Annotated in this window: 20 protein-coding genes; 13 read left to right on the top strand and 7 right to left on the bottom strand. The window is 73.2% G+C overall.

Annotated elements, in window-relative coordinates; all coding sequences use genetic code 11:
- Positions 1–82: 82 nt before the first annotated feature.
- The gene (locus IFT45_RS07710; protein ID WP_192127576.1) at positions 83–1,567 is read right to left on the bottom strand and encodes a S1C family serine protease; all 1,485 of its coding nucleotides are present in this window, start codon (positions 1,565–1,567) and stop codon (positions 83–85) included.
- A 224-nt stretch (positions 1,568–1,791) separates the two neighbouring features.
- On the opposite strand from IFT45_RS07710, the gene IFT45_RS07715 reads away from it, so the two are divergent.
- The 3 genes from IFT45_RS07715 (at position 1,792) to IFT45_RS07725 (ending at position 3,720) form a co-directional block, all read left to right on the top strand.
- Entirely contained in the window at positions 1,792–2,316 is a 525-nt protein-coding gene (locus IFT45_RS07715; RefSeq protein WP_056055126.1) for an FHA domain-containing protein, read from the top strand.
- Positions 2,316–3,014 carry a MerR family transcriptional regulator gene (locus IFT45_RS07720; RefSeq protein ID WP_056055123.1) on the top strand — a complete coding sequence of 233 codons (699 nt, stop codon included), beginning with the start codon at positions 2,316–2,318 and terminating at the stop codon, positions 3,012–3,014. The genes IFT45_RS07715 and IFT45_RS07720 overlap by 1 nt, the downstream gene beginning before the upstream one ends.
- Positions 3,015–3,171: 157 nt before the next feature.
- Positions 3,172–3,720: a MerR family transcriptional regulator gene (locus tag IFT45_RS07725; protein ID WP_056055120.1), complete on the top strand. Its 549-nt coding sequence runs from the start codon at positions 3,172–3,174 to the stop codon at positions 3,718–3,720.
- A gap of 84 nt (positions 3,721–3,804) precedes the next feature.
- Here IFT45_RS07725 and IFT45_RS07730 read toward each other — a convergent pair whose 3' ends face one another.
- Positions 3,805–4,617 (bottom strand): ParA family protein, encoded by an 813-nt coding sequence (locus IFT45_RS07730; RefSeq protein WP_056055961.1) that lies wholly within the window; start codon positions 4,615–4,617, stop codon positions 3,805–3,807.
- A 103-nt stretch (positions 4,618–4,720) separates the two neighbouring features.
- Here IFT45_RS07730 and IFT45_RS07735 point away from each other — a divergent pair, with 103 nt between their 5' ends.
- Both IFT45_RS07735 and IFT45_RS07740 read left to right on the top strand, forming a co-directional pair.
- A complete protein-coding gene (locus tag IFT45_RS07735; protein ID WP_056055118.1) occupies positions 4,721–5,218 on the top strand; it encodes a peptide deformylase in 498 nt (165 codons plus the stop codon).
- A 145-nt stretch (positions 5,219–5,363) separates the two neighbouring features.
- Positions 5,364–7,784, top strand: a complete 2,421-nt coding sequence (locus IFT45_RS07740) for a hypothetical protein (protein ID WP_192127578.1) — start codon at positions 5,364–5,366, stop codon at positions 7,782–7,784.
- A 28-nt stretch (positions 7,785–7,812) separates the two neighbouring features.
- On the opposite strand, the gene IFT45_RS07745 is transcribed toward IFT45_RS07740, so the two are convergent.
- Positions 7,813–9,666 carry an AMP-binding protein gene (locus IFT45_RS07745; protein WP_192045748.1) on the bottom strand — a complete coding sequence of 618 codons (1,854 nt, stop codon included), beginning with the start codon at positions 9,664–9,666 and terminating at the stop codon, positions 7,813–7,815.
- A 99-nt stretch (positions 9,667–9,765) separates the two neighbouring features.
- Between IFT45_RS07745 and IFT45_RS07750 the strand changes: the two genes are divergently transcribed.
- Genes IFT45_RS07750 through IFT45_RS07760 form a run of 3 tightly spaced genes read left to right on the top strand, consistent with a single transcriptional unit; the run spans position 9,766 to position 12,866 of the window.
- Positions 9,766–10,716, top strand: a complete 951-nt coding sequence (locus IFT45_RS07750) for an ROK family glucokinase (RefSeq protein ID WP_056055112.1) — start codon at positions 9,766–9,768, stop codon at positions 10,714–10,716.
- Positions 10,717–10,750: 34 nt separating this feature from the next.
- Complete coding sequence (locus IFT45_RS07755) at positions 10,751–11,440, top strand: 1-acyl-sn-glycerol-3-phosphate acyltransferase (RefSeq protein WP_056055110.1); 690 nt, start codon at positions 10,751–10,753, stop codon at positions 11,438–11,440.
- Between the two features lie 52 nt (positions 11,441–11,492).
- Positions 11,493–12,866, top strand: a complete 1,374-nt coding sequence (locus IFT45_RS07760) for a class II 3-deoxy-7-phosphoheptulonate synthase (RefSeq protein ID WP_056055107.1) — start codon at positions 11,493–11,495, stop codon at positions 12,864–12,866.
- Positions 12,867–12,943: 77 nt separating this feature from the next.
- On the opposite strand, the gene pknB is transcribed toward IFT45_RS07760, so the two are convergent.
- The 3 genes from pknB to IFT45_RS17110 form a co-directional block, all read right to left on the bottom strand.
- A complete protein-coding gene (pknB, locus tag IFT45_RS07765) occupies positions 12,944–14,902 on the bottom strand; it encodes a Stk1 family PASTA domain-containing Ser/Thr kinase (protein ID WP_197982313.1) in 1,959 nt (652 codons plus the stop codon).
- Positions 14,903–15,007: 105 nt separating this feature from the next.
- Positions 15,008–15,352, bottom strand: coding sequence for a hypothetical protein (locus tag IFT45_RS17105; RefSeq protein WP_244637823.1), 345 nt, complete (start codon positions 15,350–15,352; stop codon positions 15,008–15,010).
- A gap of 158 nt (positions 15,353–15,510) precedes the next feature.
- The gene (locus IFT45_RS17110) at positions 15,511–16,347 is read right to left on the bottom strand and encodes a LysM peptidoglycan-binding domain-containing protein (RefSeq protein WP_244637824.1); all 837 of its coding nucleotides are present in this window, start codon (positions 16,345–16,347) and stop codon (positions 15,511–15,513) included.
- Positions 16,348–16,526: 179 nt separating this feature from the next.
- Here IFT45_RS17110 and IFT45_RS07775 point away from each other — a divergent pair, with 179 nt between their 5' ends.
- The gene (locus IFT45_RS07775) at positions 16,527–16,883 is read left to right on the top strand and encodes an Rv2175c family DNA-binding protein (RefSeq protein WP_369814257.1); all 357 of its coding nucleotides are present in this window, start codon (positions 16,527–16,529) and stop codon (positions 16,881–16,883) included.
- Positions 16,884–16,929: 46 nt separating this feature from the next.
- Here the strand turns inward: IFT45_RS07775 and IFT45_RS07780 are convergent, their stop codons facing one another.
- Positions 16,930–18,051: a polyprenyl synthetase family protein gene (locus IFT45_RS07780; protein ID WP_056055101.1), complete on the bottom strand. Its 1,122-nt coding sequence runs from the start codon at positions 18,049–18,051 to the stop codon at positions 16,930–16,932.
- Positions 18,052–18,147: 96 nt separating this feature from the next.
- On the opposite strand from IFT45_RS07780, the gene IFT45_RS07785 reads away from it, so the two are divergent.
- The 4 genes from IFT45_RS07785 to IFT45_RS07800 all read left to right on the top strand — a co-directional run bounded on the left by IFT45_RS07785 (position 18,148) and on the right by IFT45_RS07800 (position 21,041).
- A complete protein-coding gene (locus tag IFT45_RS07785) occupies positions 18,148–18,552 on the top strand; it encodes a DUF3040 domain-containing protein (protein ID WP_056055956.1) in 405 nt (134 codons plus the stop codon).
- 365 nt (positions 18,553–18,917) lie between these two features.
- A complete protein-coding gene (mraZ, locus tag IFT45_RS07790) occupies positions 18,918–19,349 on the top strand; it encodes a division/cell wall cluster transcriptional repressor MraZ (protein ID WP_056055098.1) in 432 nt (143 codons plus the stop codon).
- 103 nt (positions 19,350–19,452) lie between these two features.
- Positions 19,453–20,403, top strand: a complete 951-nt coding sequence (gene rsmH, locus IFT45_RS07795) for a 16S rRNA (cytosine(1402)-N(4))-methyltransferase RsmH (protein ID WP_082514472.1) — start codon at positions 19,453–19,455, stop codon at positions 20,401–20,403.
- Positions 20,400–21,041, top strand: a complete 642-nt coding sequence (locus tag IFT45_RS07800) for a hypothetical protein (RefSeq protein WP_192127582.1) — start codon at positions 20,400–20,402, stop codon at positions 21,039–21,041. The genes rsmH and IFT45_RS07800 overlap by 4 nt, the downstream gene beginning before the upstream one ends.
- Positions 21,042–21,045: the final 4 nt, after the last annotated feature.

Raw genomic sequence — 21,045 nt, forward strand, 5'->3', positions numbered from 1 at the left:
CACCGCACGCCGCACACGCCGACGCGACGCCGTGGTCGCCCCGGAGGGCGACCACGGCGTCGCGCCGGCGGTGCCGCACGGGTCAGGCCGCGGGGCCGTCCCCGAGGGTGACCGTGGCGGTCTGCGAGGCGCCCGTCGCGTCGGTCCAGGTGACCGTCACGCGGTCTCCCGAGGCGTGCGCCGTCACCGCCGCGGTCAGGGCCTGGGCCGTGGTCACGGGCGTGCCGTCGAGGGCCGTCACCACGTCGCCGGCGACGAGGCCCGCCGACTCCGCCGCGCTCCCGTCGACCGTGCCGGCGATCGGCACGCCGGCGACGCCGCCCGTGGCGGTGCTGGCGATCTCGGCGCCGAGGAAGGCGGGGAGGCCGATCTGCACGGTCGAGCTCGATGTGCCGGACTCGATCTGGCGCGCGATGTCGAGCGCGTCGTCGATCGGGATCGCGTAGCCCGTGATCGGGGTGGTCCCCGAGGAGGCGGCGGTCACGATGCCGACGACGTCGCCGGAGGCGTCGCGGAGGGGCCCGCCGGAGTCGCCCGAGACGACGTCCGACCGGAGCTCGATGAGCCCGGTCAGCGACTCCGTCCCCGTGCCCGACTCGCTCTGGACCTGGATCGACTCGTCGGTCGACAGGACGGTGCCCGTCGCCGTCACGAGGTCTCCGGTGCCGCCCGCGTTGCCCGTCGAGTGCACGGCGTCGCCCACGGCGACGTCGCCCGAGTCGTCGAACGTCACGGGGGTGAGCCCGCTCGCGTCGCGCAGCTGGAGCACGGCGACGTCGTTCGTCGCGTCGGTGCCGACGACGTCGGCCGTGTACGTCCGCCCGGAGGCCTCGTCGGTCACCTGGATGCTCGTCGACCCCTGCACGACGTGGTTGTTGGTCAGCACGAGCCCGTTCGCCGTGAGGACCATGCCCGTGCCGGCCGACTTGTACGACTCGTCGTAGTTCAGCGTCGAGACGATGGTGACCACGCCCGCGGTCTCCGCCTCCGTCGCGGGCACGGCCGACGACTCGGTCGTGCCCGTCCCGCCCTGTGTCCCGTCGCCCGGCAGCGCGCTGCCGGTGCCGCCCTGAGCGCTCCCCGAGCCGCCCGTGCTGCCCGAGCGGGGGCCGAGCAGCTGCGGAGCGAGCTCGAGCGCCTGCCGCTGGGCCGCCGCGGAGGCCGCGGCGGCCTCGCCGGCCGTGCGGCCGACGGCCCAGGCTCCCGCACCGGCGCCGCCGGCCACGAGCACGACCGCGGCGGCGGCCCCGGTCAGCGCGAGCCAGCGCCGCGAGCGTCGACGGCCCGCCGCGGCGACGGGCGACGCGCCCGGCCCGGCGAAGGTGGGCGGGACGGCCGAGCCGGGAGCCGCGTCGTACGACTGGTGCCCGTCGTCGGCCACGGGGCGGGCCGCGGAGACGTACCGGGCGTCCGACGAGCCCGTGACGTGGGGGAGGACGTGGGCGGTCGGCGAGCCGTCGCCGGCGGCCGACGGCGTCGGGGCGGGCTGTGTCGTCGGGGCGGGCTGGCGGACGTCGTCCGTGACGGCGTCGGTGCGGGCGTTCTCGTCGCGCTCGGGGTGGTCCATGGGGTGCCTCCTGTGGCTGTCGTGGTGACGTGCCCCCATCAGACGTCGGCACCCTGTCCGTTCCCGATGACGAGTCCATGAACGCGTCGGGAGTCGCATGAGGAGGAGCCGTGAAGGGCGTCGCCCTCGGACGCCCCGTCGCCCCCGGGCGGCCTCCGAGGGCGGATCCGGTTCCCGTCGGCGGTCCGAGTTCCTATACGCTGGGACGCCGAAGGAGGTCCACGATGGCAGAGCCCGACAACAACGTCCCCGGCACGCACGACGGTGACGACGTTCACACCCGTGCTCACCAGGGCCACGCGTCCGACCCGGCACCGTCGGGGGTCGACACGACCCTCAGCTTCAACGAGGAGTTCCAGGCGCAGCTCGCCGCCCTCGAGGGCGGCGTCTCCACCGACGAGCGCGAGGCCGTCACGGCCCTCCCCTCCGGGTCCGCCCTCCTCGTGGTCCGCCGCGGCCCCAACATCGGCGCCCGGTTCCTCCTCGACTCCGACGTCACCGTGGCCGGTCGCCACCCCGACGCGGGCATCTTCCTCGACGACGTGACGGTCAGCCGCAAGCACGCGGAGTTCCGCCGCTCGGGCACGACGTTCACCGTCCGTGACCTCGGCTCGCTGAACGGCACGTACTTCGACGGCACCCGCATCGACGAGGCCCTGCTCAGCGACGGCGCCGAGGTGCAGGTCGGCAAGTTCCGTCTGACCTTCTACGCCTCGCGCGTCGACCTCGCCAAGCTGGCGATCGGGTAGTGCCCCGCTCCTCCGCCGCTCGCTCCGCCGAGTCGGGTCCCGTCGACCTGCTCACCATCGGCCAGGTGCTCGCGCGGCTCAAGTCGGAGTTCCCCGACCTCAGCAACAGCAAGCTGCGCTTCCTGGAGGAGCGCCAGCTCGTCACGCCGGTGCGCACGCCCTCCGGCTACCGCAAGTTCTCGCCGGCCGACGTCGAGCGCCTGCGCTTCATCCTCGGCCTGCAGCGCGATCACTACCTGCCGCTCAAGGTCATCCGCCAGCACCTCGACGACCTCGACGCCGGCCGCCCCACCTCGCTGCCCACCGGCTCGGCCCCCGTGTCGATCGTGTCGCACCCCCGCCGCGTCACGCGCGACGAGCTGCTCGACCGGACCGGCGCCTCCGCGGGCCTCCTCGACGACGCGATCAGCGCCTCCCTCGTGGCCCCGTCCGACGTGTACGGCGACGACGCCGTGACGATGCTCTCCGCCCTCGTCGAGCTGTCGCGGTCGGGCATCGAGCCGAGGCACCTCCGGGGCGTCCGATCCTCCGTCGAACGCGACCTGGGCCTCGTCGAGAACGCGCTCTCGTCGGTCGCTCGTCGCCGCGACGCCGCCGGCCGTGCCCGTGTCGCCGAGCTCTCGCGCGAGATCACCGAGCAGCTCGACGTCGTCCGCGGCGCGCTGCTCCGCACCGCCCTCGAGCGCCTCGACACGTAGACGGCGGGGCGGCGGAGGAATATCCTCGACACGCCGACTGCTCCGGGCGGATGTCGCCTCGTCCGACGCCTCGTGTGGGTACCTTGGGTCTTGGTCAAACCATCAACCCGATGTTGAACGTTACGGGTCTGGACGAAGAACAGTGGAAGGCAGCTGCATGAGTGAGTCAGGGTCCCCCGAGGATTCCCGCTACGAGCTGGGACTCCTGTTCACGGACGGCCTGCCCGAGCTCGACTCCGACAGCGGCTACCGCGGCACCGTCGCCGCCCGCGCCGCCGGGATCAGCTACCGCCAGCTCGACTACTGGGCCCGCACCGGGCTCGTCGAGCCCACCATCCGCGGCGCCGCCGGCTCCGGCTCGCAGCGCCTCTACGGCTTCCGCGACATCCTCGTGCTCAAGCTCGTGAAGCGCCTCCTCGACACGGGCATCTCGCTGCAGCAGATCCGGACGGCCGTGAACCAGCTCCGCGAGTCCGGGGTCAACGACCTCGCGCAGACCACGCTGATGAGCGACGGCGCCAGCGTCTACCTCTGCACGTCCGACGACGAGGTCATCGACCTCGTCAGCCGCGGCCAGGGCGTCTTCGGCATCGCCGTGGGCAAGGTCCTCCGCGAGGTGGAGACCAGCCTCGTCGAGCTCGACAGCACGCCCGCCGCCGACCCCTCCGACGAGCTCGCGGCGCGTCGCGGCACCCGCGCCAGCTGACCGGCCCGCCGGCCTCCACGTCGAGACGGCCCCCTCGTCACCGTGAGGTGCGAGGGGGCCGTCGTCGTGGAGGGGCGCCGTCGATCAGCGGGCCGCGGGCTCCGCGTAGTCGCCGATCTTCGCCGTGCGCATGATGCGCTCGAGCAGCTGGTCGAAGTTGCGGGCCATCTCCTGGGCGCTCTCGCCGGGCCACGCGTGGAGCGGCTTCGCGGCGCCCTGGGCCTGCTGCAGGGAGGTGCGCTCCGGCAGCTGGGGGCTCAGCACGAGGGGGCCGAACATGTCGCGGAGCTCCTTGATGCGGAACTGGTGCTCGATGGACTGCACGCGCGCGCGGTTGACGATGATGCCGAGGGGCTGGAGGCGCGGTGACAGCCCGCGACGGATCTCCTCGATGGCCCGGAGCGCGCGGTCGGCCGCGGCCACGCTGAACAGGCCGGGCTCGGTCACGACGGTGACGCGGTCGGACGCGGCCCAGGCGGTGCGGGTGAGCGCGTTGAGCGACGGGGCACAGTCGATCAGGACGAGGTCGTAGTCGGCCTCGACGTTCGCCAGGGCCTCCTCGAGCTTCCAGATGTCGCGGATCGACGGGTGCGGGCCGTCGAAGTTGATCGCCGACGGGCTGCCGATCATGACGTCGATCTTGCCCTGGCGGCCCTTGGTCCAGCCGCTCGGCGCGATCGCGGCGCGGACGGTCTTCTCCTTGGGGGAGGCGAGGACGTCGGCCACGTTGAGGTGGCCCGCGACGGTGATGTCGAGGCCCGTCGAGACGTCGGACTGCGGGTCGAGGTCGACCACCAGGGTACGGAGGCCCTTGGCGAAGGCCGCCGACGTGAGCCCGAGCGTCACGGTCGTCTTGCCGACGCCGCCCTTGAGAGAACTGACGCTGAGTACATGCACGACCACGACGATACCGTCCCCGGCGTCGAGACGCCTGCACGTCGTCCGCGCGGCACGCGGCGGGTGGACGCGCGGAGGGGGCGCGGCATGGTGGAGTAGGGGGGTGACCGTCAGAACCATCCGCCTCTTCGGCGACCCCGTCCTCCGTTCCCCGGCCGACCCCGTCGTCGTCGGCGACCCCCGGCTCGACTCCCTCGTCGCCGACCTCCTCGACACCGTGCGGGAGCCGGGGCGCGCCGGCGTGGCCGCGCCCCAGATCGGGGTCGACCTGCGCGCCTTCAGCTACAACGTCGACGGAGAGGTCGGCTACGTGCTCAACCCCGTGGTCGTCGAGGCCTCCGGCGAGCGGGAGCTCGTCGACGAGGGCTGCCTCTCGGTGCCCGGCTTCTGGTTCCCCACCCCGCGGTGGTCGTACGCCCGGGTCGAGGGGGTCGACCTCGCCGGCGACCGCGTGGTGCTGGAGGGCACGGGCCTGATGGCCCAGGCGCTGCAGCACGAGACGGACCACCTGGCCGGCACCCTCTACGTGATGACCCTGGAGCCCGAGACGAAGCGCGATGCGATGCGCCAGATCCGGGCCAGCGACTGGTGGCGCGCGTAGGGCGGATGCACCCCGCACGGGGCGTTCCGGTCCGCGGGCACCGCCACCTACAGTGGGGCCGGGGGCGACGACGTCCAGGATCAGGGAGCCTGTCATGAGGTCTGCGAACAACAGCGGGAACGCACGGAAGACGGCACGCGGTCGGGTGATCGCTGCCTGGGTGGCGGGGGCGGCCCTGGCGGTGCCCCTCGTGCTCGTCCCGGAGGTGGCTGTCGTCAGCCCGGCCAGCGCCGCGGTCCCGGTCGAGGTCGAGTCGCCGGACTTCGCGTCGGAGGCCTACGGGGATCCGTGGGACTACTCCAACGCCGAGGACCAGAACACCGACCTGACCAACTCCCCGTCCCTGTCGGTCTCCGGGGGCCGGATGTCGATCGCGATCCGTCCGGGGACCACGTTCCAGCCCGTCGCCAGCGTCGCCGGGTCGCTCCCCTACGGCCGCGACGGCGCGGTCGCCCCCGTCGACTCGTCCCGGTACCGGCACCTGTCCTTCCGGATGGACCAGCCCGCCCGGGGCATCGGCGCCGTGTACTGGTTCACCTGCCGATCGCTCTCGGCCGCGTGCGGAGGTGGCCTCACCTTCCCGCTCGTGCCCGGCGACCACGTGTACGACGTCCGTCTCGACGCGTCGTCGGTCCTCGCGGCGAAGGTGCCGTGGACGTCGACGAAGGTGACGGGACTCGTGGTGCAGCCCGTCGTGCTCCCCGACGGCGCCGCCACCGTCTCCGCGTCGTTCGACTGGATGCGGCTGTTCGCGCCCGAGAGGCCGCACGGGAGCCTCCCGCCCGGCGCCTGGCCCGACGTCACCATCGACCCCATCCCGATCCCCGTGGTCGACAGCCCGGTCCCGTCCGAGGGACAGGACCTCGCCAGTGCCCAGCGCGGGGCGCCGTGGACGTTCACGTCCGCGGTCCCGGGCGTGCGGGTCGTCAACGCCGGCGTGTCGGGCTACGGCACCCGGGGGATGACGGCCACGAACGGGTCTCCGGTGCGGAACGACCCGCAGGTGCTCTTCCCGGTCTCGCCGTTCGACGCGTCGCGCTTCCACCACCTGAGCTTCGACCTCACCTACGACGAGCCGTTCTCGCTGGAGGAGACCCCTGGCGGGGGCAAGATGGCCCGGGTCATCTGGAACACCGCCTCGACGACCACTCCCCAGGTCAGCGACGACATCCTCACGTGGTCGCGGGCCAACGGGAGGACCGTCTCGCTCGACCTCGCCGCCGGTGACGTCACGGACCCGGAGTCCGGCGGGCCGCGGGTGGGCTGGGCCGGTCAGACGGTGACGTCGCTCCGGTTCGATCCGAACGAGGACCCGGGCGCGGCGACGTGGAACCTGCGGTCCTTCTCGCTGCGCGCCGATCCCGAGGCACGGCAGGCGACGACCGTGCGGTTCCACGACGCGGCGTGGGTGCCGGGCACGACGGCCGACGTCAAGGTCGGCACGGGTGCGCCGGGGACGCCCTACGAGACGATCGCGTCCGGGGTCGCGGTCGCGCAGGGCGTCAACTCGGTCCCGTTCGACCTCGGCAGTCGCCCCCAGGGGTCGTACCGCGTCGAGGTCGTCCTCCGGCACCCCGCCGGTGGGGGAGCCCTCGCCTTCTCCCGGACGGCGGTGACGATGCTCCGGGACGTCGCTCGCGATCCGCGCGGCAGCGTCGACCAGATCGTCCGAGGGCCCGGCGGAGCGACCCTGCGGGGCTGGGCTCACGACCCCGACACGACCCAGCCCGTGCAGGTGCGTCTGACGGACGGTCGCGGCGGTGGTCTCCTCACGACGGTCACGACCGGGCAGCCCCGCCCGGACGTCCAACGGTCCGTGCCGGGAGCGCCGCTCGGGACGGGGTGGACCGCCACCGTGGCCCTCGCCTCCGGACGGCACAGCGTGTGCGCTGTGGCGGTCGACGTCGGGCCGGGCCAGGACGTCGACCTGGGCTGCCGTGACGTGGACGTCACCTCGGCTCCCGTGGGTGCCCTCGACACGGTCGTGCGCATCCCCGGGGGACTCCGGGCCGAGGGCTGGGCGCTCGACCCGGACGCGGCTGATCCCATCGCGGTGCACCTGTACGCGGGCGCGAAGGGCGTGCAGGGCACCGCCGACCGCCCACGCCCCGACGTCGCACGCTCGTGGCCGTCCTACGGCGAGGCCCACGGCTACCGCGTGGACATGGCCAGGGGGGCCGGGACGTACCAGGCGTGCACCTACGGCATCGACACGGCCGGAGGGACCAACACCGCCCTCGGCTGCCGCACGGTGACCCTCGACCCACGCCCGCTCGGGGCGTTCGACACGGCCGTCCGCTCGGGCGACCAGGTGACCGTACGGGGCTGGGCGCTCGACCCCGACACGGCGCGCTCGATCGACGTGCACGTCTACGTCGACGGCCGCGCCGCCGGGACGACCTCCGCGTCGGTTCAGCGAACCGACATCGCTCGCGCCTACCCGGAGTGGGGCGGCGCGCACGGCTTCGAGCGGACCGTCACGGCACGGCCTGGATCGACGGTGTGCGTCTACGCGATCGACGACGCGGGAGGAGAGAACCCGACGCTGTCCTGTCGGGCGGTCTGAGGAGCCTCGGCGGGGGAGTGCGCCGGGGTCACCGGCCCCGGCGCCCCGTCGGGGCGTCCGGGACGGTGCGCACGGACTCCGTGGTCGGGAAGACCGTGTAGAGGTCGGCGATCTCCTGGGCGAAGTCGCGCACGACCACCGCGCGCTTGACGCTCATCTTCGGCGTCAGGTGGCCCGCGGCCTCGGTGAGCTCCACCGGCAGCACCACGAACTTGCGGATCGACTCGGCCCTCGAGACGGCGTCGTTCGCCACGTCGACGGCCCGCTGCACCTCGGCGAGCACCTTGGGGTGCCGGGCGGCCTCGGCCAGCGGCATGTCCGCCGCCTCGCCCGCGTTGTTGAGCCAGACGGGCAGCATCTCGGCGTCGAGGGTCACGAGGGCGCTGACGAACGGCTTCTGGTCGCCGACGACGACGACCTGACCGACGAGCGGGTTCGCCCGGATCGGGTCCTCGAGGGCCGCCGGGGCGACGTTCTTCCCGCCCGCGGTGACGATGATCTCCTTCTTGCGACCCGTGATGGTCAGGTACCCCTCGTCGTCGAGGCTGCCGAGGTCGCCCGTGCGGAACCAGCCGTCGCGCAGCACCTCGGCGGTCGCCGCCTCGTCGCGCCAGTAGCCGGCGAAGACGTTCTCGCCGCGCACGAGCACCTCCCCGTCGTCGTCGATGCGGACGGAGACCCCCGGCAGCGCCGGGCCGACCGTGCCGATCTTGAAGCGCGAGACGAGGTTGACCGTCGCCGGGGCCGTCGTCTCGGTGAGGCCGTAGCCCTCGAGCACCCGGATGTCGAGGCTGCGGAAGAAGTGTCCGAGGCGCGTGCCGAGCGGGGCGGAGCCGGAGACCGCGTACCGGATCCGGCCGCCCATCGCCTTCTTGAGCTTGCTGTAGACGAGCCGGTCGAACAGGGCGAAGCGGAGCTTGAGGCCGAGGGGCACCTCGCCGGCGTCGAGCGCCTTGCTGTGGGCCACCGCGACGGCCGCGGCCCGCCGGAACACCCCGCCCTTCCCGCCGGCCTCCGCCTTCTGCTCCGCCGAGTTGTAGACCTTCTCGAAGACCCGCGGCACGGCGAGGAGGAAGGTGGGCCGGAACGACGCGAGGGAGGGGAGCAGCTGCTTCGTGTCGGCCTGGTGCCCGACCTTGACCCCCGCGTGCACGGAGAGGACGGCGATGAAGCGCGCGAAGACGTGGGCGGTGGTGACGAACAGCAGGGTCGACGACCCGGGTGCGACGACCTCGCCCATGGCGACGGCGGCGTTGCGGCTCGTCTCGACGAAGTTCCCGTGGGTCAGCACGCAGCCCTTGGGTCGGCCCGTCGTCCCCGACGTGTAGATGATGGTCGCGACGTCCGCCGCGGTGGCCAGGCGTCGCCTCCGCTCGATCTCTTCGTCGGGCACGCCCCCACCCGACGCCGCGAGCTTCTCGAGGTCGCCGAGGTCGATCTGCCAGACGTGCCGCACGTCGGGCAGCTCGGGGTGGACCTCGTCGAACTTGGCGAAGTGGTCGGCGGTCTCGACGATCACCGCGGTGGCCCCGGAGTCGCTGAGGTTCCAGTGGACCTGGCTCGGCGCGCTCGTCTCGTAGACGGGCACGAGCAGGGCGCCCGCGAACCACGTCGCGAAGTCGACCAGCGTCCACTCGTAGCGCGTGCGGCACATCAGCCCGATCTTCTCGCCGGGCTCGACGCCCGCGGCGACCAGGCCCTTCGCGAGGGCCCGGACCTGGGCGAGGAAGTCGCCCGCGGTGACGTCACGCCAGCCGCCGACGCCGTCGGGGACGGCGAAGAGGGCAGCGTCGGGGGTGAGGGCCGCTCGCTCGACCAGGAGGTCGGTGGCGTTGGCGGCGGGGTCCGGCTCGACGGCCAGGGGGGTGGTGTGCTCGTTCACGGCAGCTCCTTCGGTACCGAACGACGGTCCCCTCACCCTAGCCGGACCGGCCCGTCCGGTGGCGAGCCCGCGGGCGGGGCGAGGCTAGACTCCCTGTTCGTGCAGGCAATCGGAATCGACATCGGTGGTACGAAGATCGCGGGTGGCGTCGTCACCGAACTCGGGGAGATCGTCGAGGAGCGTCGCGTGCCGACCCCGGCCGGCGACTCCGCCGCCATCGTGGACGCCGTGGTCGAGATGATCACCGCCCTCCGCGCCGCCCACCCCGACGTGGTCGCGGCGGGCGTCGCCGCCCCCGGCTTCATCGACGCCTCGCAGTCCACCGTCTACTACACGCCGAACATCGCGTGGCGGAACGAGCCCCTGCGCGCCCGTCTGGCGGAGCGCATCGACCTCCCGATCACGATCGACAACGACGCGAACGCCGCGGGCTGGGCCGAGTTCCGGTTCGGCGCCGGGCGCCTCGCCAGCGACATGACCATGCTCACCATCGGCACCGGCGTCGGCGGGGCGGTCGTCGCCCAGGACCGCCTCATGCGCGGCGGCTTCGGCACGGGCGGCGAGCTCGGCCACATGCGCATCGTCCCCGACGGGCTGCCCTGCGGCTGCGGGGCCCGCGGCTGCATCGAGCAGTACGGCTCGGGGCGGGCCCTCCTGCGGATGGCCGGCGAGGTCGCCGACCAGGGAGGGGTCGGCAGCGCCCTCGCCGAGGTCCGCACGCGCAAGGGCGAGCTGACCGGCCACGACGTCAGCGACCTGCTCACGGCGGGGGACCCGGGCGCCCTCGAGGCCCTCCGCCAGCTCGGCACCTGGCTGGGCCAGGCCGCGGCGTCGCTGAGCGCCATCCTCGACCCCCAGGTCTTCGTCTTCGGCGGAGGCGTCGCCCAGGCCGGCGAGCTGCTGCTCGCCCCCGTCCGCGCTGCCTACCTCGAGCACCTGCCGGCGCGCGGGTACCACCCCGAGCCCGAGTTCGTCATCGCCGAGCTCGTCAACGACGCGGGCGTCGTCGGCGCCGCCGACCTCGCGCGGGTGCACGCCGCGAGCCGCTAGGCTCCGACCGCTCAGAGAAGAGAGGCTCCGCCCGATGCTGTACTGGTTCCTCAAGACGTTCGTGGCGAGCCCGCTCGTCCTCACCGTCTTCCGCCCGTGGGTGCGCGGCCTCGAGAACGTGCCCGCGACCGGTGCCGTCATCTTCGCGAGCAACCACCTGTCGTTCGTCGACTCGATCTTCCTTCCCCTGGCCCTCGAGCGCCGCATCTCCTTCCTCGCCAAGAGCGACTACTTCACGGGGCGCGGCGTCAAGGGCTGGGCCATGCGGCTCTTCTTCACCGCGACCGGCCAGCTCTCCATCGACCGCTCGGGGGGCAAGGCGTCGGAGGCGTCGCTCGCGACGGGCCTGGCGGTCCTGGCGCGGGGCGAGCAGCTGGGCATCTACCCCGAGGGCACGCGCAGCCCCGACGGCCGCCTCTACCGGGGCCGCACCGGCGTCGCCCGGATGATCCTCGAGGGGCACGTGCCGGTCGTGCCGGTCGCCATGATCGACACCGAGAAAGTGATGCAGACCGGCACGAAGATCCCGAAGATCCGCCGCGTCGGGGTCGTCTTCGGCGAGCCGCTCGACTTCAGCCGGTTCGAGGGCATGGAGGGCGACCGGTTCATCCTCCGGTCCATCACGGACGAGATCATGTACGAGCTGGCGGCCCTGAGCGGCCAGGAGTACGCCGACGTGTACGCCTCCTCGGTCAAGGAGAAGCGCGCGGCCCTTTCGCGATAAGCTCGCTCGTCGGAACCGACTGGCTCCGCCCCGCCGAGACGCAAGGACGACCGTGGTCCAGCCCCCTGAACCGTTCGCAGCCATCGCCGACGCCGACGTGCTCGAGGGCCTCGACCGCTGGCGCACCCTGCCGATCAAGCAGCAGCCCCGCTGGCCCGACGGCGCGGCCGTCGAGGCCGCCTCGGCCGAGCTCGCCACGCTGCCGCCCCTCGTCTTCGCCGGCGAGGTCGACACCCTCCGCGAGCGCCTCGCGGCGGCGGCGCAGGGGCGGGCGTTCCTGCTGCAGGGCGGCGACTGTGCCGAGACCTTCGCCGGGGCCACGGCCGACCAGATCCGAGACCGGGTCAAGACCATCCTCCAGATGGCGGTCGTGCTGACCTACGGCGCCTCGATGCCCGTCATCAAGATGGGCCGCATGGCCGGCCAGTTCGCCAAGCCCCGCTCGAGCGACGACGAGACCCGTGACGGCGTGACCCTGCCCGCGTACCGCGGAGACATCGTCAACGGCTACGACTTCACGCCCGAGTCCCGGCGCGCCGACCCGGCACGCCTCGTGAAGGGGTACCACACCTCCGCGTCCACCATCAACCTCATCCGGGCCTTCACGCAGGGCGGCTTCGCCGACCTCCGCCAGGTGCACAGCTGGAACAAGGGCTTCGCCCGGAACCCCGCCAACGCCCAGTACGAGAACCTCGCCCGTGAGATCGACAAGGCCATCCGCTTCATGGAGGCCGCCGGGGCCGACTTCGACGAGCTCAAGCGCGTCGAGTTCTACACCAGCCACGAGGGCCTGCTGATGGACTACGAGCGCCCCATGACGCGCATCGACAGTCGCACGGGCACGCCCTACGTCCTCTCGTCGCACTTCGTCTGGATCGGTGAGCGGACGCGCGACCTCGACGGTGCCCACGTCGACTTCCTCTCCCGGGTGCGCAACCCCATCGGCGTCAAGCTCGGCCCGAGCACGACCCCCGACGACATGCTGCGGCTGATCGACGTGCTCGACCCCGACCGCGAGCCCGGCCGCCTGACCTTCATCACGCGCATGGGCGCGGGCAAGATCCGCGACGCCCTGCCGCCCCTCCTCGAGGCCATCACGGCCGCCGACGCCACGCCGCTCTGGGTCAGCGACCCGATGCACGGCAACGGCCTCACGACGCCGACGGGCTACAAGACGCGTCGGTTCGAGGAGATCATGGACGAGGTCAAGGGCTTCTTCGAGTCGCACCGTGCCGCGGGCACCCACCCCGGCGGCATCCACATCGAGCTGACCGGCGACGACGTGACCGAGTGCCTCGGCGGGTCCGAGCACATCGACGAGGCCACCCTGGCGACGCGGTACGAGTCGCTCTGCGACCCGCGGCTCAACCACATGCAGTCGCTCGAGCTCGCGTTCCTCGTCGCGGAGGAGCTGGCGGCCGTCTGACCCGCGCCTCCCGCATCCCCCTGCGCCTGACGCCCCGTCCTCCTCGAGAGGGCGGGGCGTCAGGCGTCGGGGGCGAGCTACTCGACCCGGTAGCTCAGGGTGACGGTGGAGCCGCGAGAGGCGGTGCCGCCCGCGGCGGGGTCCGTCGCGGTGACGGTGAGGCGCGCCTCCCAGTCGAAGAAGGCGCAGGTGAAGTTCGTGCACTTGTCGTAGGTCACGCGGAGGCCGAGGGCACGCAGGTCGGCCACGGCGTCGTCGATGGTCTTGCCCGTGACGTCCGGGACGGTGACCGGTGCCGGCCCCTTCGAGACGACGAGGTCGATCGAGGCGCCGGGGACGACGGCGCCCTCGCCCTGGGCCGCGCTGCGGATGACCGAGCCGGAGGCGACGGTGTCGCTGAACTCGGTGCCCGCCTCGACCCCGGTCAGCGACACGGCGGCGAGGGCCGCCTGGGCATCAGCCAGCGGCTGGCCGCTGACGTCCGGGACGGCGCCGGCGGAGACCGTGAGGGTCACCGGCTGCTGATCGCCGTACTGCGGGGCGGCGGCGAGATCGACGGGCGCGCCGGCGGCGTCCACGCCGCTGACGGCGAGCACGGTGCCCTCCGGGGCGGAGTCGTCGAACTGCCGGGCGGACTCCTGGACGGTGAACTGCCCGAGGGCGGAGCGGGCGTCGTCCTCGGACAGTCCGACGACCACGGGGAAGTCCAGCTGCTCGGGGCCCTGCGAGACGAGGAGCGTGACGGGGCGGTCCCGCGTGATGCGCGAGGCGGCCGACGGATCGGTCCCCGTGACCTGGCCCGCCGGGACGGTGGGGGAGAAGTCGGGCCGCTGGTCGCCCGCCACGGTGAGGCCCGCGGCCTCCAGGGCGCTCGTCGCCGTGGCCGGGTCCTGGCCGGCGACGTCCGGGACGGCGACCTGCGCGCCGGGTCCGGCGCTGAACCACCAGCCGGCGCCGCCGGCCAGCAGGGCGAGCACGACGACGAGAGAGAGCCACACGGCGCCCCGGCGACGACGACGGGCAGCCACCGCGGCGAGCTTGTCGACGTTGGCGGCCTGCGGGGGCGGGACGGGCCCTGTCCGGTGGCGCGCCCGAGGGAGGACGTGCGTCTCGCCCGTCGCACCGTGGGGGAGCACGGACGTCGCCGAGGTCGGCGACGTCGCGGGGGCGGGCGGCAGCACCATCGTGCGCTGCGGGGGCCTCGCGCCCGCCGGGTCGGCCAACGCCCGCTGCACGTCGACGAGCTGCTCGAGCAGCGCGCGGGCGTCGCGGGGGCGGTGCTCGGGGTCACGGGCCGTGGCCCAGAGCACGAGCTCGTCGAGCTCCACCGGCACGCCCGGTGCGACGAGGCTCGGTGCGGGCACCGTGTCGTTGGCGTGCTGGTAGGCGATCTGCATCGGCTGCTCGCCCTTGTAGGGCTGCTCGCCGGTGAGCATCTCGTAGAGCATGATGCCGAGGGCGTAGATGTCGCTGCGGGTGTCGGCGATGCCGCGCGTGACCAGCTCGGGCGACAGGTACGCGATCGTCCCGAGCAGGGCCGCACCGGTGGCGGTGTTCGCGGTGGCGGCGCGAGCGAGCCCGAAGTCGCCGATCTTGATGCGGCCGTCGTCGGCCAGCAGCACGTTCTCGGGCTTGAGGTCGCGGTGCACGATGCCGGCGCGGTGCGCGGCGGCGAGGCCGGCCAGCACCGCCTCGAGGATGTCCATCGCCTGCTCGCTCGTGAGCACGGAGTGGTCCTGGAGCAGTTCGCGCAGCGTGATGCCCGGCAGGTACTCCATGACGAGGTACGCGCTGTCGTCGTCCTGCCCCTGGTCGAAGACGTTGACCACGTTGGGGTGGGCGAGCCGGGCGGCCGAGCGGGCCTCCTGGATGAAGCGCTCCTTGAAGGAGGCGTCGTCGGCGAGGTGGCCGTGCATGATCTTGATCGCGACGCGACGTTCGAGCCGCAGGTCGGTGGCGAGGTACACGGTGGCCATGCCGCCCCGGGCGATGCGTGAGCGGACCTGGTAACGATCGTCGATGAGACGGCCGATCATCGGGTCAGTCTGGTTCACGCTCACCCCGCAGATTCTACGGACTCGCCCGGCGCGGGCAGCGCGGACTCACCGGCGGGGCAGCAAGAACGCGCGCGTCGGCGGGGCTCAGCCCAGGGTCGCGAGCCAGGAGGCGGCGGGCCCCTCCCACTTGGCGTACGCGGTCGGGTGCGCCGAGAGCTGGACGGCCTGGGCCGCGGCGGTGAGCGACATGCCCGACCAGCCCTTCACGTCGAGGAGGCCCCGGGTCTTGCCGACGTTGGGGTTGGTGCGGCCGCCGAAGAAGAGCTTGGTCGCGTGGACGGGGTCGGTCAGCTGCGCGACCGTGCCCCACCCCGTGCTGGGTCGCTGCTGGTAGAGGCCCACCGAGTCGCGGTCGCCCCAGTCGATGTTCCGGAGGCTCGACTCCTGCGCCGCCGCGGCCAGGGCGACGACGATCGCGCGGTCGCCCACGCCCAGCTCCCGGCCGACGCGGATGATCGTGCGGGCGTTGCCCTGCTGCTCGGCGGTGAGGGCGGTGCCGACCGTGAGGGGCGTCGCCGACGTGGCGACGACGGTCGTCGCGGGCGCCGACGTCGTGCCGCTCGCCGTGCTGCTCGTGGAGGGGATCGTCAGCGCGTGCTGGTGAAGCTGAGGCGGTTTGCGGCCAGGAGCGCCTTCGTGCTGACGCCCGTCCGGGCCGCGATCGACGCCACGGTGTCGCCCGACCGGATGATGTACGACGAGGAGCCCGTCGACGCGGCGGGCGGCGTCGAGGTGGTCGGCGCCGGCGTGCTGCGTGCGGGGGCGGCGGCACCGGGCAGGGCGAGCTGCTGGCCGGGGTAGATGATGCTCGACCAGGAGAGCCCGTTCGCCTGCAGGAGCGCGCTCGTGCTGACGCCGTGGGCTCCCGCGATGGAGCTGAGGGTGTCGCCGCGGGCGATCGTGTAGCGGGTCGGTGACGAGGAGGCGCGGGTGCTGCTCACGGGGACGCTGGGGGCCGCGACGGCGCCGGCCACCAGGCTCAGCGTCTGCCCGGGGAAGATGGTCGACTTCCAGCTCAGGCCGTTGAGCGCGAGGACGCTGGCCGTGCTGAGGCCGAACGAGCCCGCGATGCTGGCGACGGTGTCGCCGGACTTCACGGTGTAGCTCGACGGGGCGGTCGCGGCCGCGGTCTGGACCACCGCCTCCTGCGCTGCCTCGGCCACCGGGGGAGTCGTCGGCAGCGTGGGGCGGGGGGTCGCGTGAGGCTCCTTCACGGGGCGCGGCGCGTGGTCGACCGAGGCGACGGGGCCGGTGAGCCCGAGGGCCATCGAGCCCGCGAGCACGATCGGGACGGTGTTGAGCATCGAGCGGGCGACCCTGCTCATCGCCCGGCCGTCGTCGGGCACGAGCGCGGGCCGCGCGAAGGCCGTGCCCGCCGTGGTCGTGGCGGCGGCGGTCGTGCCGGTCGGGGCGTTGTCGTTCATGAGGTGATCCTCGGCTCGGGGAGTCCGACACGGCCGTGGCCTGGCCCCCGGCGACATGTCTCGATCGCACCAAGCTGACACAGAAGGAGAACCAAGTCAATCAGTGTGACGGGAGTGACGGATGTGACTCGGCGCGCGCGACGTTCCCCTCCGCGGCTCGGCCGTGGCAAGGTTGTGACGTGACAGATCTCTCCCAGAAGCCCTGGTTCGCCGACGCCGAGTGGCTGACCGTCCCCGACCTCGTCGAGATGCTCGGCGTCAGCGTCAGCCGCGTGCACCGCCTCGTCGAGGAGCACGTGCTGCTCGCGACCAAGGTCGGCGGCGTCACGAAGGTCCCCGCGGTCTTCGTCGTCGACGGCGAGCCGATGCACGAGCTGCGCGGCACCGCGACCGTCCTCGCCGACAACGGCTTCACCGACGACGAGGCGATCGACTGGATGCTCTCCGTCGAGGAGTCGCTCGGCACCAGCCCGGTCGACGCACTGCGCGCCGGCCGGAAGGCCGAGGTGCGGCGCGTCGCCCAGAGCCTGCTCTAGCGCGGCCGCGCCCGGCTGGCGGGCCCTCCCGGTCGGCGACGGACGCTCAGTAGTCGCGGCGGGTGACCGTCTCCGCGAGACGTGCCAGCTGCGACCGGGCGGACGGCGCCAGGTCGGCGCGGTCGAGGGCCTGCAGGGCCCGCTCCACCTGGTCCGAGATCGATCGCTCCACCGCGTCGACCGCCCCGCTCTCGCGGAGCGTGGCCTGCAGCACGCCGATCTGGTCGTCGTCGAGGTCGGGGTCGCCGAGCAGCTCGTCGAGCAGCCGCACCGCCGACGACGGCAGCTCGCGCCGTGCGGTCGCCACCAGGACGGTGCGCTTGCCCTCGCGGAGGTCGTCCCCGGCGGGCTTCCCGGTGACGGCGGGGTCTCCGAACACGCCCAGCATGTCGTCCCGCAGCTGGTAGGCGATGCCGAGCGGCAGGCCGAAGGCGCGCAGGCCCGCGAGGGCCTCGTCGCTCCCGCCGGCCATGGCGGCGCCGATCGTGAGGGGCGCCTCCACGCTGTACTTGGCCGACTTGTAGACGATGACGCGCTGGGCGCGCGGCAGGAGCTCCGCGTCGGGCACGCTCCGCCACGCGCCCTCCTCGAGGATGTCCAGGTACTGGCCGACCGTCACCTCCGTCCGCATCCGGTTGAACTCGCGGCGAGCCGAGCGTGCAGCGTCGCGGGAGGCGAGGGAGTCGAGGGCGGCGCTCACCTGCTCGTCGCTCCAGGCGAGCAGCAGGTCGCCCATCAGCAGGGCGCCGGAGGTGCCGAACGCCCCCGGCGACCCGAGCCACGCGCCGTCGCGGTGCAGGGCCTCGAACCGGCGGTGCGCCGCGGGCAGCCCGCGCCGGGTGTCGGAGTTGTCCATGATGTCGTCGTGGACGAGGGCGGCGGCGTGGAAGAACTCCAGGCCGACGGAGGCGGCCATCACGGCGTCGAGGGAGCGCTCGTCGACACTGCGGGCGAGCGGGTCGAAGCCCACGTCGAGCCCGGCGACCGACTGCCACCCCCAGTAGCAGAACAGCGCGCGGAACCGCTTGCCGCCCCGGAGCAGATCGCTCGAGAAGAGGGCGAACGGGTCGAGGTCCGGAGCGATGCTCCGGAGCGCAGGACGCTGCCCCTCGAGGAACGCGTCGATGCGCTCTTGGACGACGTCCACTAACCGCGTACTCTCAGCCACGCGCCTAGCCTAGCCACAGGGGCCAGGCATACACTCGCACGTACCGATCGCGCCGATCCCGAGGCCGAGGGGCCTGTGTTCGAAGGGAACAACACCATGCCGCTTTCCGAGCAGGAGCAGCGCCTCCTCGAAGAGATGGAGCGGAGCCTCTACAGCAACGACTCCGACTTCGTGGCGACGGTCGGCGGCCGCGGCCGTCCCAACTACACGATGGTCGTCGTGGGCGTCCTCGCAGCTCTGGTCGGCATCGCCGTCATCGTCACCGGCGTCATCCTCCGCACCCCGCCGATCGGGCCGCTCGTCGGCGTCCTGGGCTTCGTCATCCTCGTCGCCGGCGCGCTGTTCGCGATCGCACCTCCTCGCCGCAGGGGCGCGCCCGCCCCGGCCCCCACGACCTCGGCTCGTCCGTCGGCGGCTCGCCCGCAGCGCGGCGGTGGCGGCAGCATGATGGACCGCTTCTCTGACCGCTGGGACCGTCGACAGGACGGCGACCGGCGGTAACGCCCCACCCGCGCACGCGGCGCACCACGACCTCAGGGGTCGGCCTCCGGGCCGGCCCCTTCGTCGTGTCCGGGGGCGTCGTCGCGCGCGTCGCCTCCGGCCACGGGTCTCCACGTCGCGTCCACCCCGCCTCCACTTCGCTCCACCGACGCCTGCGGCGGGCGGGCCCGCGGCCGCTCGAGGGCTCCCGGCCCGCCGCCGCGCCCAGGGCACGCCCGATGTCCTCCACTCTCGTGACCCCCGAACTGGAGCGGATCGAAGGGGGTGACCCGCGCCTCCGGGGCCGTTTCTCGTTGCTGAGTGGTGCGTTGTGGAGTAAAGTGGAGGCACGTGCCACCGGGTGCGGGGGCGAAGGGGGAGAGGGCATGTTCCTCGGCACCTATTCGCCCAAGCTCGACGAGAAGGGCCGCATCATCCTCCCCGCGAAGTTCCGTGACGAGCTGGCCTCCGGCCTCGTCATGACCCGGGGCCAGGAGCGTTGCGTCTACGTCTTCAGCCAGGCCGAGTTCGAGAGCATGCACGACCGCATCCGACAGGCACCGATCACGAGCAAGGAGGGCCGCGACTACATGCGCCTCTTCCTCTCCGGTGCCAGCGACGAGGTCCCCGACAAGCAGGGCCGCGTCACCGTCCCCGCGCAGCTGCGCGACTACGCCGGCCTCGGCCGTGAGCTCACCGTGATCGGCGCGGGCAACCGTGCCGAGATCTGGGCCACCGAGGCGTGGGACGCCTACTACGAGGCCCAGGAGGCCGCGTTCGCCAACACCACGGAGGAGGTGATCCCCGGCCTCTTCTAGTTCCTCGAGTCTGACTCCCAGCCGTCCGCCCTGGCGCACCTTCCCCGGTGCCAGGTCGTGAGGGATGGGGATCAGGCCCCGGGAGCCCGAGACCGTCGTCGCCATGGCAGAACAGATCCACACCCCCGTCCTCCTCGAGCGCACCCTCGAGCTCCTCGCCCCCGCCCTGTCTCGCCCCGGCGCCGTCGTCGTCGACGCGACCCTCGGCATGGGCGGGCACAGCGAGGCGATGCTGCAGAGGTTCCCCGAGCTGACCGTCGTCGGCCTCGACCGCGACACCGAGGCGCTGGCCATCGCGGGGGAGCGGCTCGCCGGCTTCGGCGGGCGGGCGCGCCTCGTCCACACCCGCTACGACGGGGTGGCCGACGCCCTCGACGGCCTCGGCTACGACACCGTCGACGCCGTCCTCTTCGACCTCGGCGTCTCGTCCCTCCAGCTCGACCGGGTCGAGCGCGGCTTCTCCTACTCCAAGGACGCCCCGCTCGACATGCGCATGGACCCGACCGCCCCGGTGACGGCCGAGCGGATCCTCGCGGAGTACCCCGAGTCCGAGCTGCGGCGCATCTTCTACCAGTACGGAGAAGAGAAGCTGGCCCCGCGCTACGCCCGCCGCATCGTCGAGCAGCGCCTCGAGGCGCCGCTCGTCCGCAGCGGCCAGCTGGTCGACCTCCTCATCGCGGCGACGCCCATGGCCCTGCAGCGGGCCGGTCACCCGGCCAAGCGCGTGTTCCAGGCGCTGCGCATCGAGGTCAACGGCGAGCTGGCCTCGCTCGAGGCCGCGGTGCCGGCGGCCCTCGACCGCCTGGCCGAGGCCGGGCGCATCGTCGTCCTCGCGTACCAGTCGCTCGAGGACCGCTTCGTCAAGCGCGAGCTCGCGGCCCGGACGACGTCGACGGCCCCCCAGGGGCTGCCTGTCGAGCTGCCCGAGCACCGCCCCGAGTTCAAGCTCCTCGTGCGGGGTGCCGAGCTGGCCACCGACGCCGAGATCGACGAGAACCCCCGAGCACGACCCGTGCGGCTCCGCGCCGCCGAACGAATCCGGAGAGCAGCATGAGCACCGCGGCCGTCAGCCCGATCCCGCAGCCCGCCCGCGCCCCCCGCCGGGCTCCGGTCGAGATCGTCACCACCCGGGCGCAGCGCCGGGCCCGCCCGCGCATCGCCTACGCGCTCGTGGCCACGGCGGCGCTCTTCGTCCTGCTGCTCGGGCAGCTCGCCATCAGCATCGCCCTGAGCGACGGCGCCTACACGATCTCCGACCTGCAGGCCGAGAAGTCCGAGCTGACCCGCGACCAGCAGAAGTACTCCGAGCAGCTCGACGTGCTGTCGTCGCCGCAGAACGTGGCGAACAACGCCGAGCGCCTCGGCATGGTGCGCAACTCGAACCCGGTCTACCTCGACCCGGCGACCGGTGCGGTGCACGGCGTCCCCGCCCCCGCCGACGGCGCGGCGGACGGCACCGACAACCTCATCCCGAACACGCTGCTCGACGGCGTCCCGCTCGTCACCCAGCCGCCGGCGGGTGCCCCCGCCGAGGCCGCCGCCGGTTCGTCGACGGCCGACCCGGCCGACGCCACGGGCGCCGCAGCGGCTCCCGCCGCCGACTCCGCCGCGCCGGGCGCGGCGGGCGCGCAGAACGCCGATGCGTCGGTAGCCTCGGCCCCGAACCAGCTGGCGGCTCCCGAGACCCGCTAGCGGC

Source organism: Frigoribacterium sp. CFBP 13707 (genome assembly GCF_014842245.1).
GTDB classification, from domain to species: domain Bacteria; phylum Actinomycetota; class Actinomycetes; order Actinomycetales; family Microbacteriaceae; genus Frigoribacterium; species Frigoribacterium endophyticum.

What these genes read in the sequence shown, in the direction of transcription:
- IFT45_RS17110 (WP_244637824.1), bottom strand. Translation starts at nt 16,347, where the DNA reads ATGAACGACAACGCCCCGACCGGCACGACCGCCGCCGCCACGACCACG.
- IFT45_RS07785 (WP_056055956.1), top strand. Translation starts at nt 18,148, where the DNA reads ATGCCGCTTTCCGAGCAGGAGCAGCGCCTCCTCGAAGAGATGGAGCGG.
- rsmH (WP_082514472.1), top strand. Translation starts at nt 19,453, where the DNA reads ATGGCAGAACAGATCCACACCCCCGTCCTCCTCGAGCGCACCCTCGAG.
- pknB (WP_197982313.1), bottom strand. Translation starts at nt 14,902, where the DNA reads ATGATCGGCCGTCTCATCGACGATCGTTACCAGGTCCGCTCACGCATC.
- IFT45_RS07800 (WP_192127582.1), top strand. Translation starts at nt 20,400, where the DNA reads ATGAGCACCGCGGCCGTCAGCCCGATCCCGCAGCCCGCCCGCGCCCCC.
- IFT45_RS07710 (WP_192127576.1), bottom strand. Translation starts at nt 1,567, where the DNA reads ATGGACCACCCCGAGCGCGACGAGAACGCCCGCACCGACGCCGTCACG.
- IFT45_RS07755 (WP_056055110.1), top strand. Translation starts at nt 10,751, where the DNA reads ATGCTGTACTGGTTCCTCAAGACGTTCGTGGCGAGCCCGCTCGTCCTC.
- IFT45_RS07725 (WP_056055120.1), top strand. Translation starts at nt 3,172, where the DNA reads ATGAGTGAGTCAGGGTCCCCCGAGGATTCCCGCTACGAGCTGGGACTC.
- IFT45_RS07715 (WP_056055126.1), top strand. Translation starts at nt 1,792, where the DNA reads ATGGCAGAGCCCGACAACAACGTCCCCGGCACGCACGACGGTGACGAC.
- mraZ (WP_056055098.1), top strand. Translation starts at nt 18,918, where the DNA reads ATGTTCCTCGGCACCTATTCGCCCAAGCTCGACGAGAAGGGCCGCATC.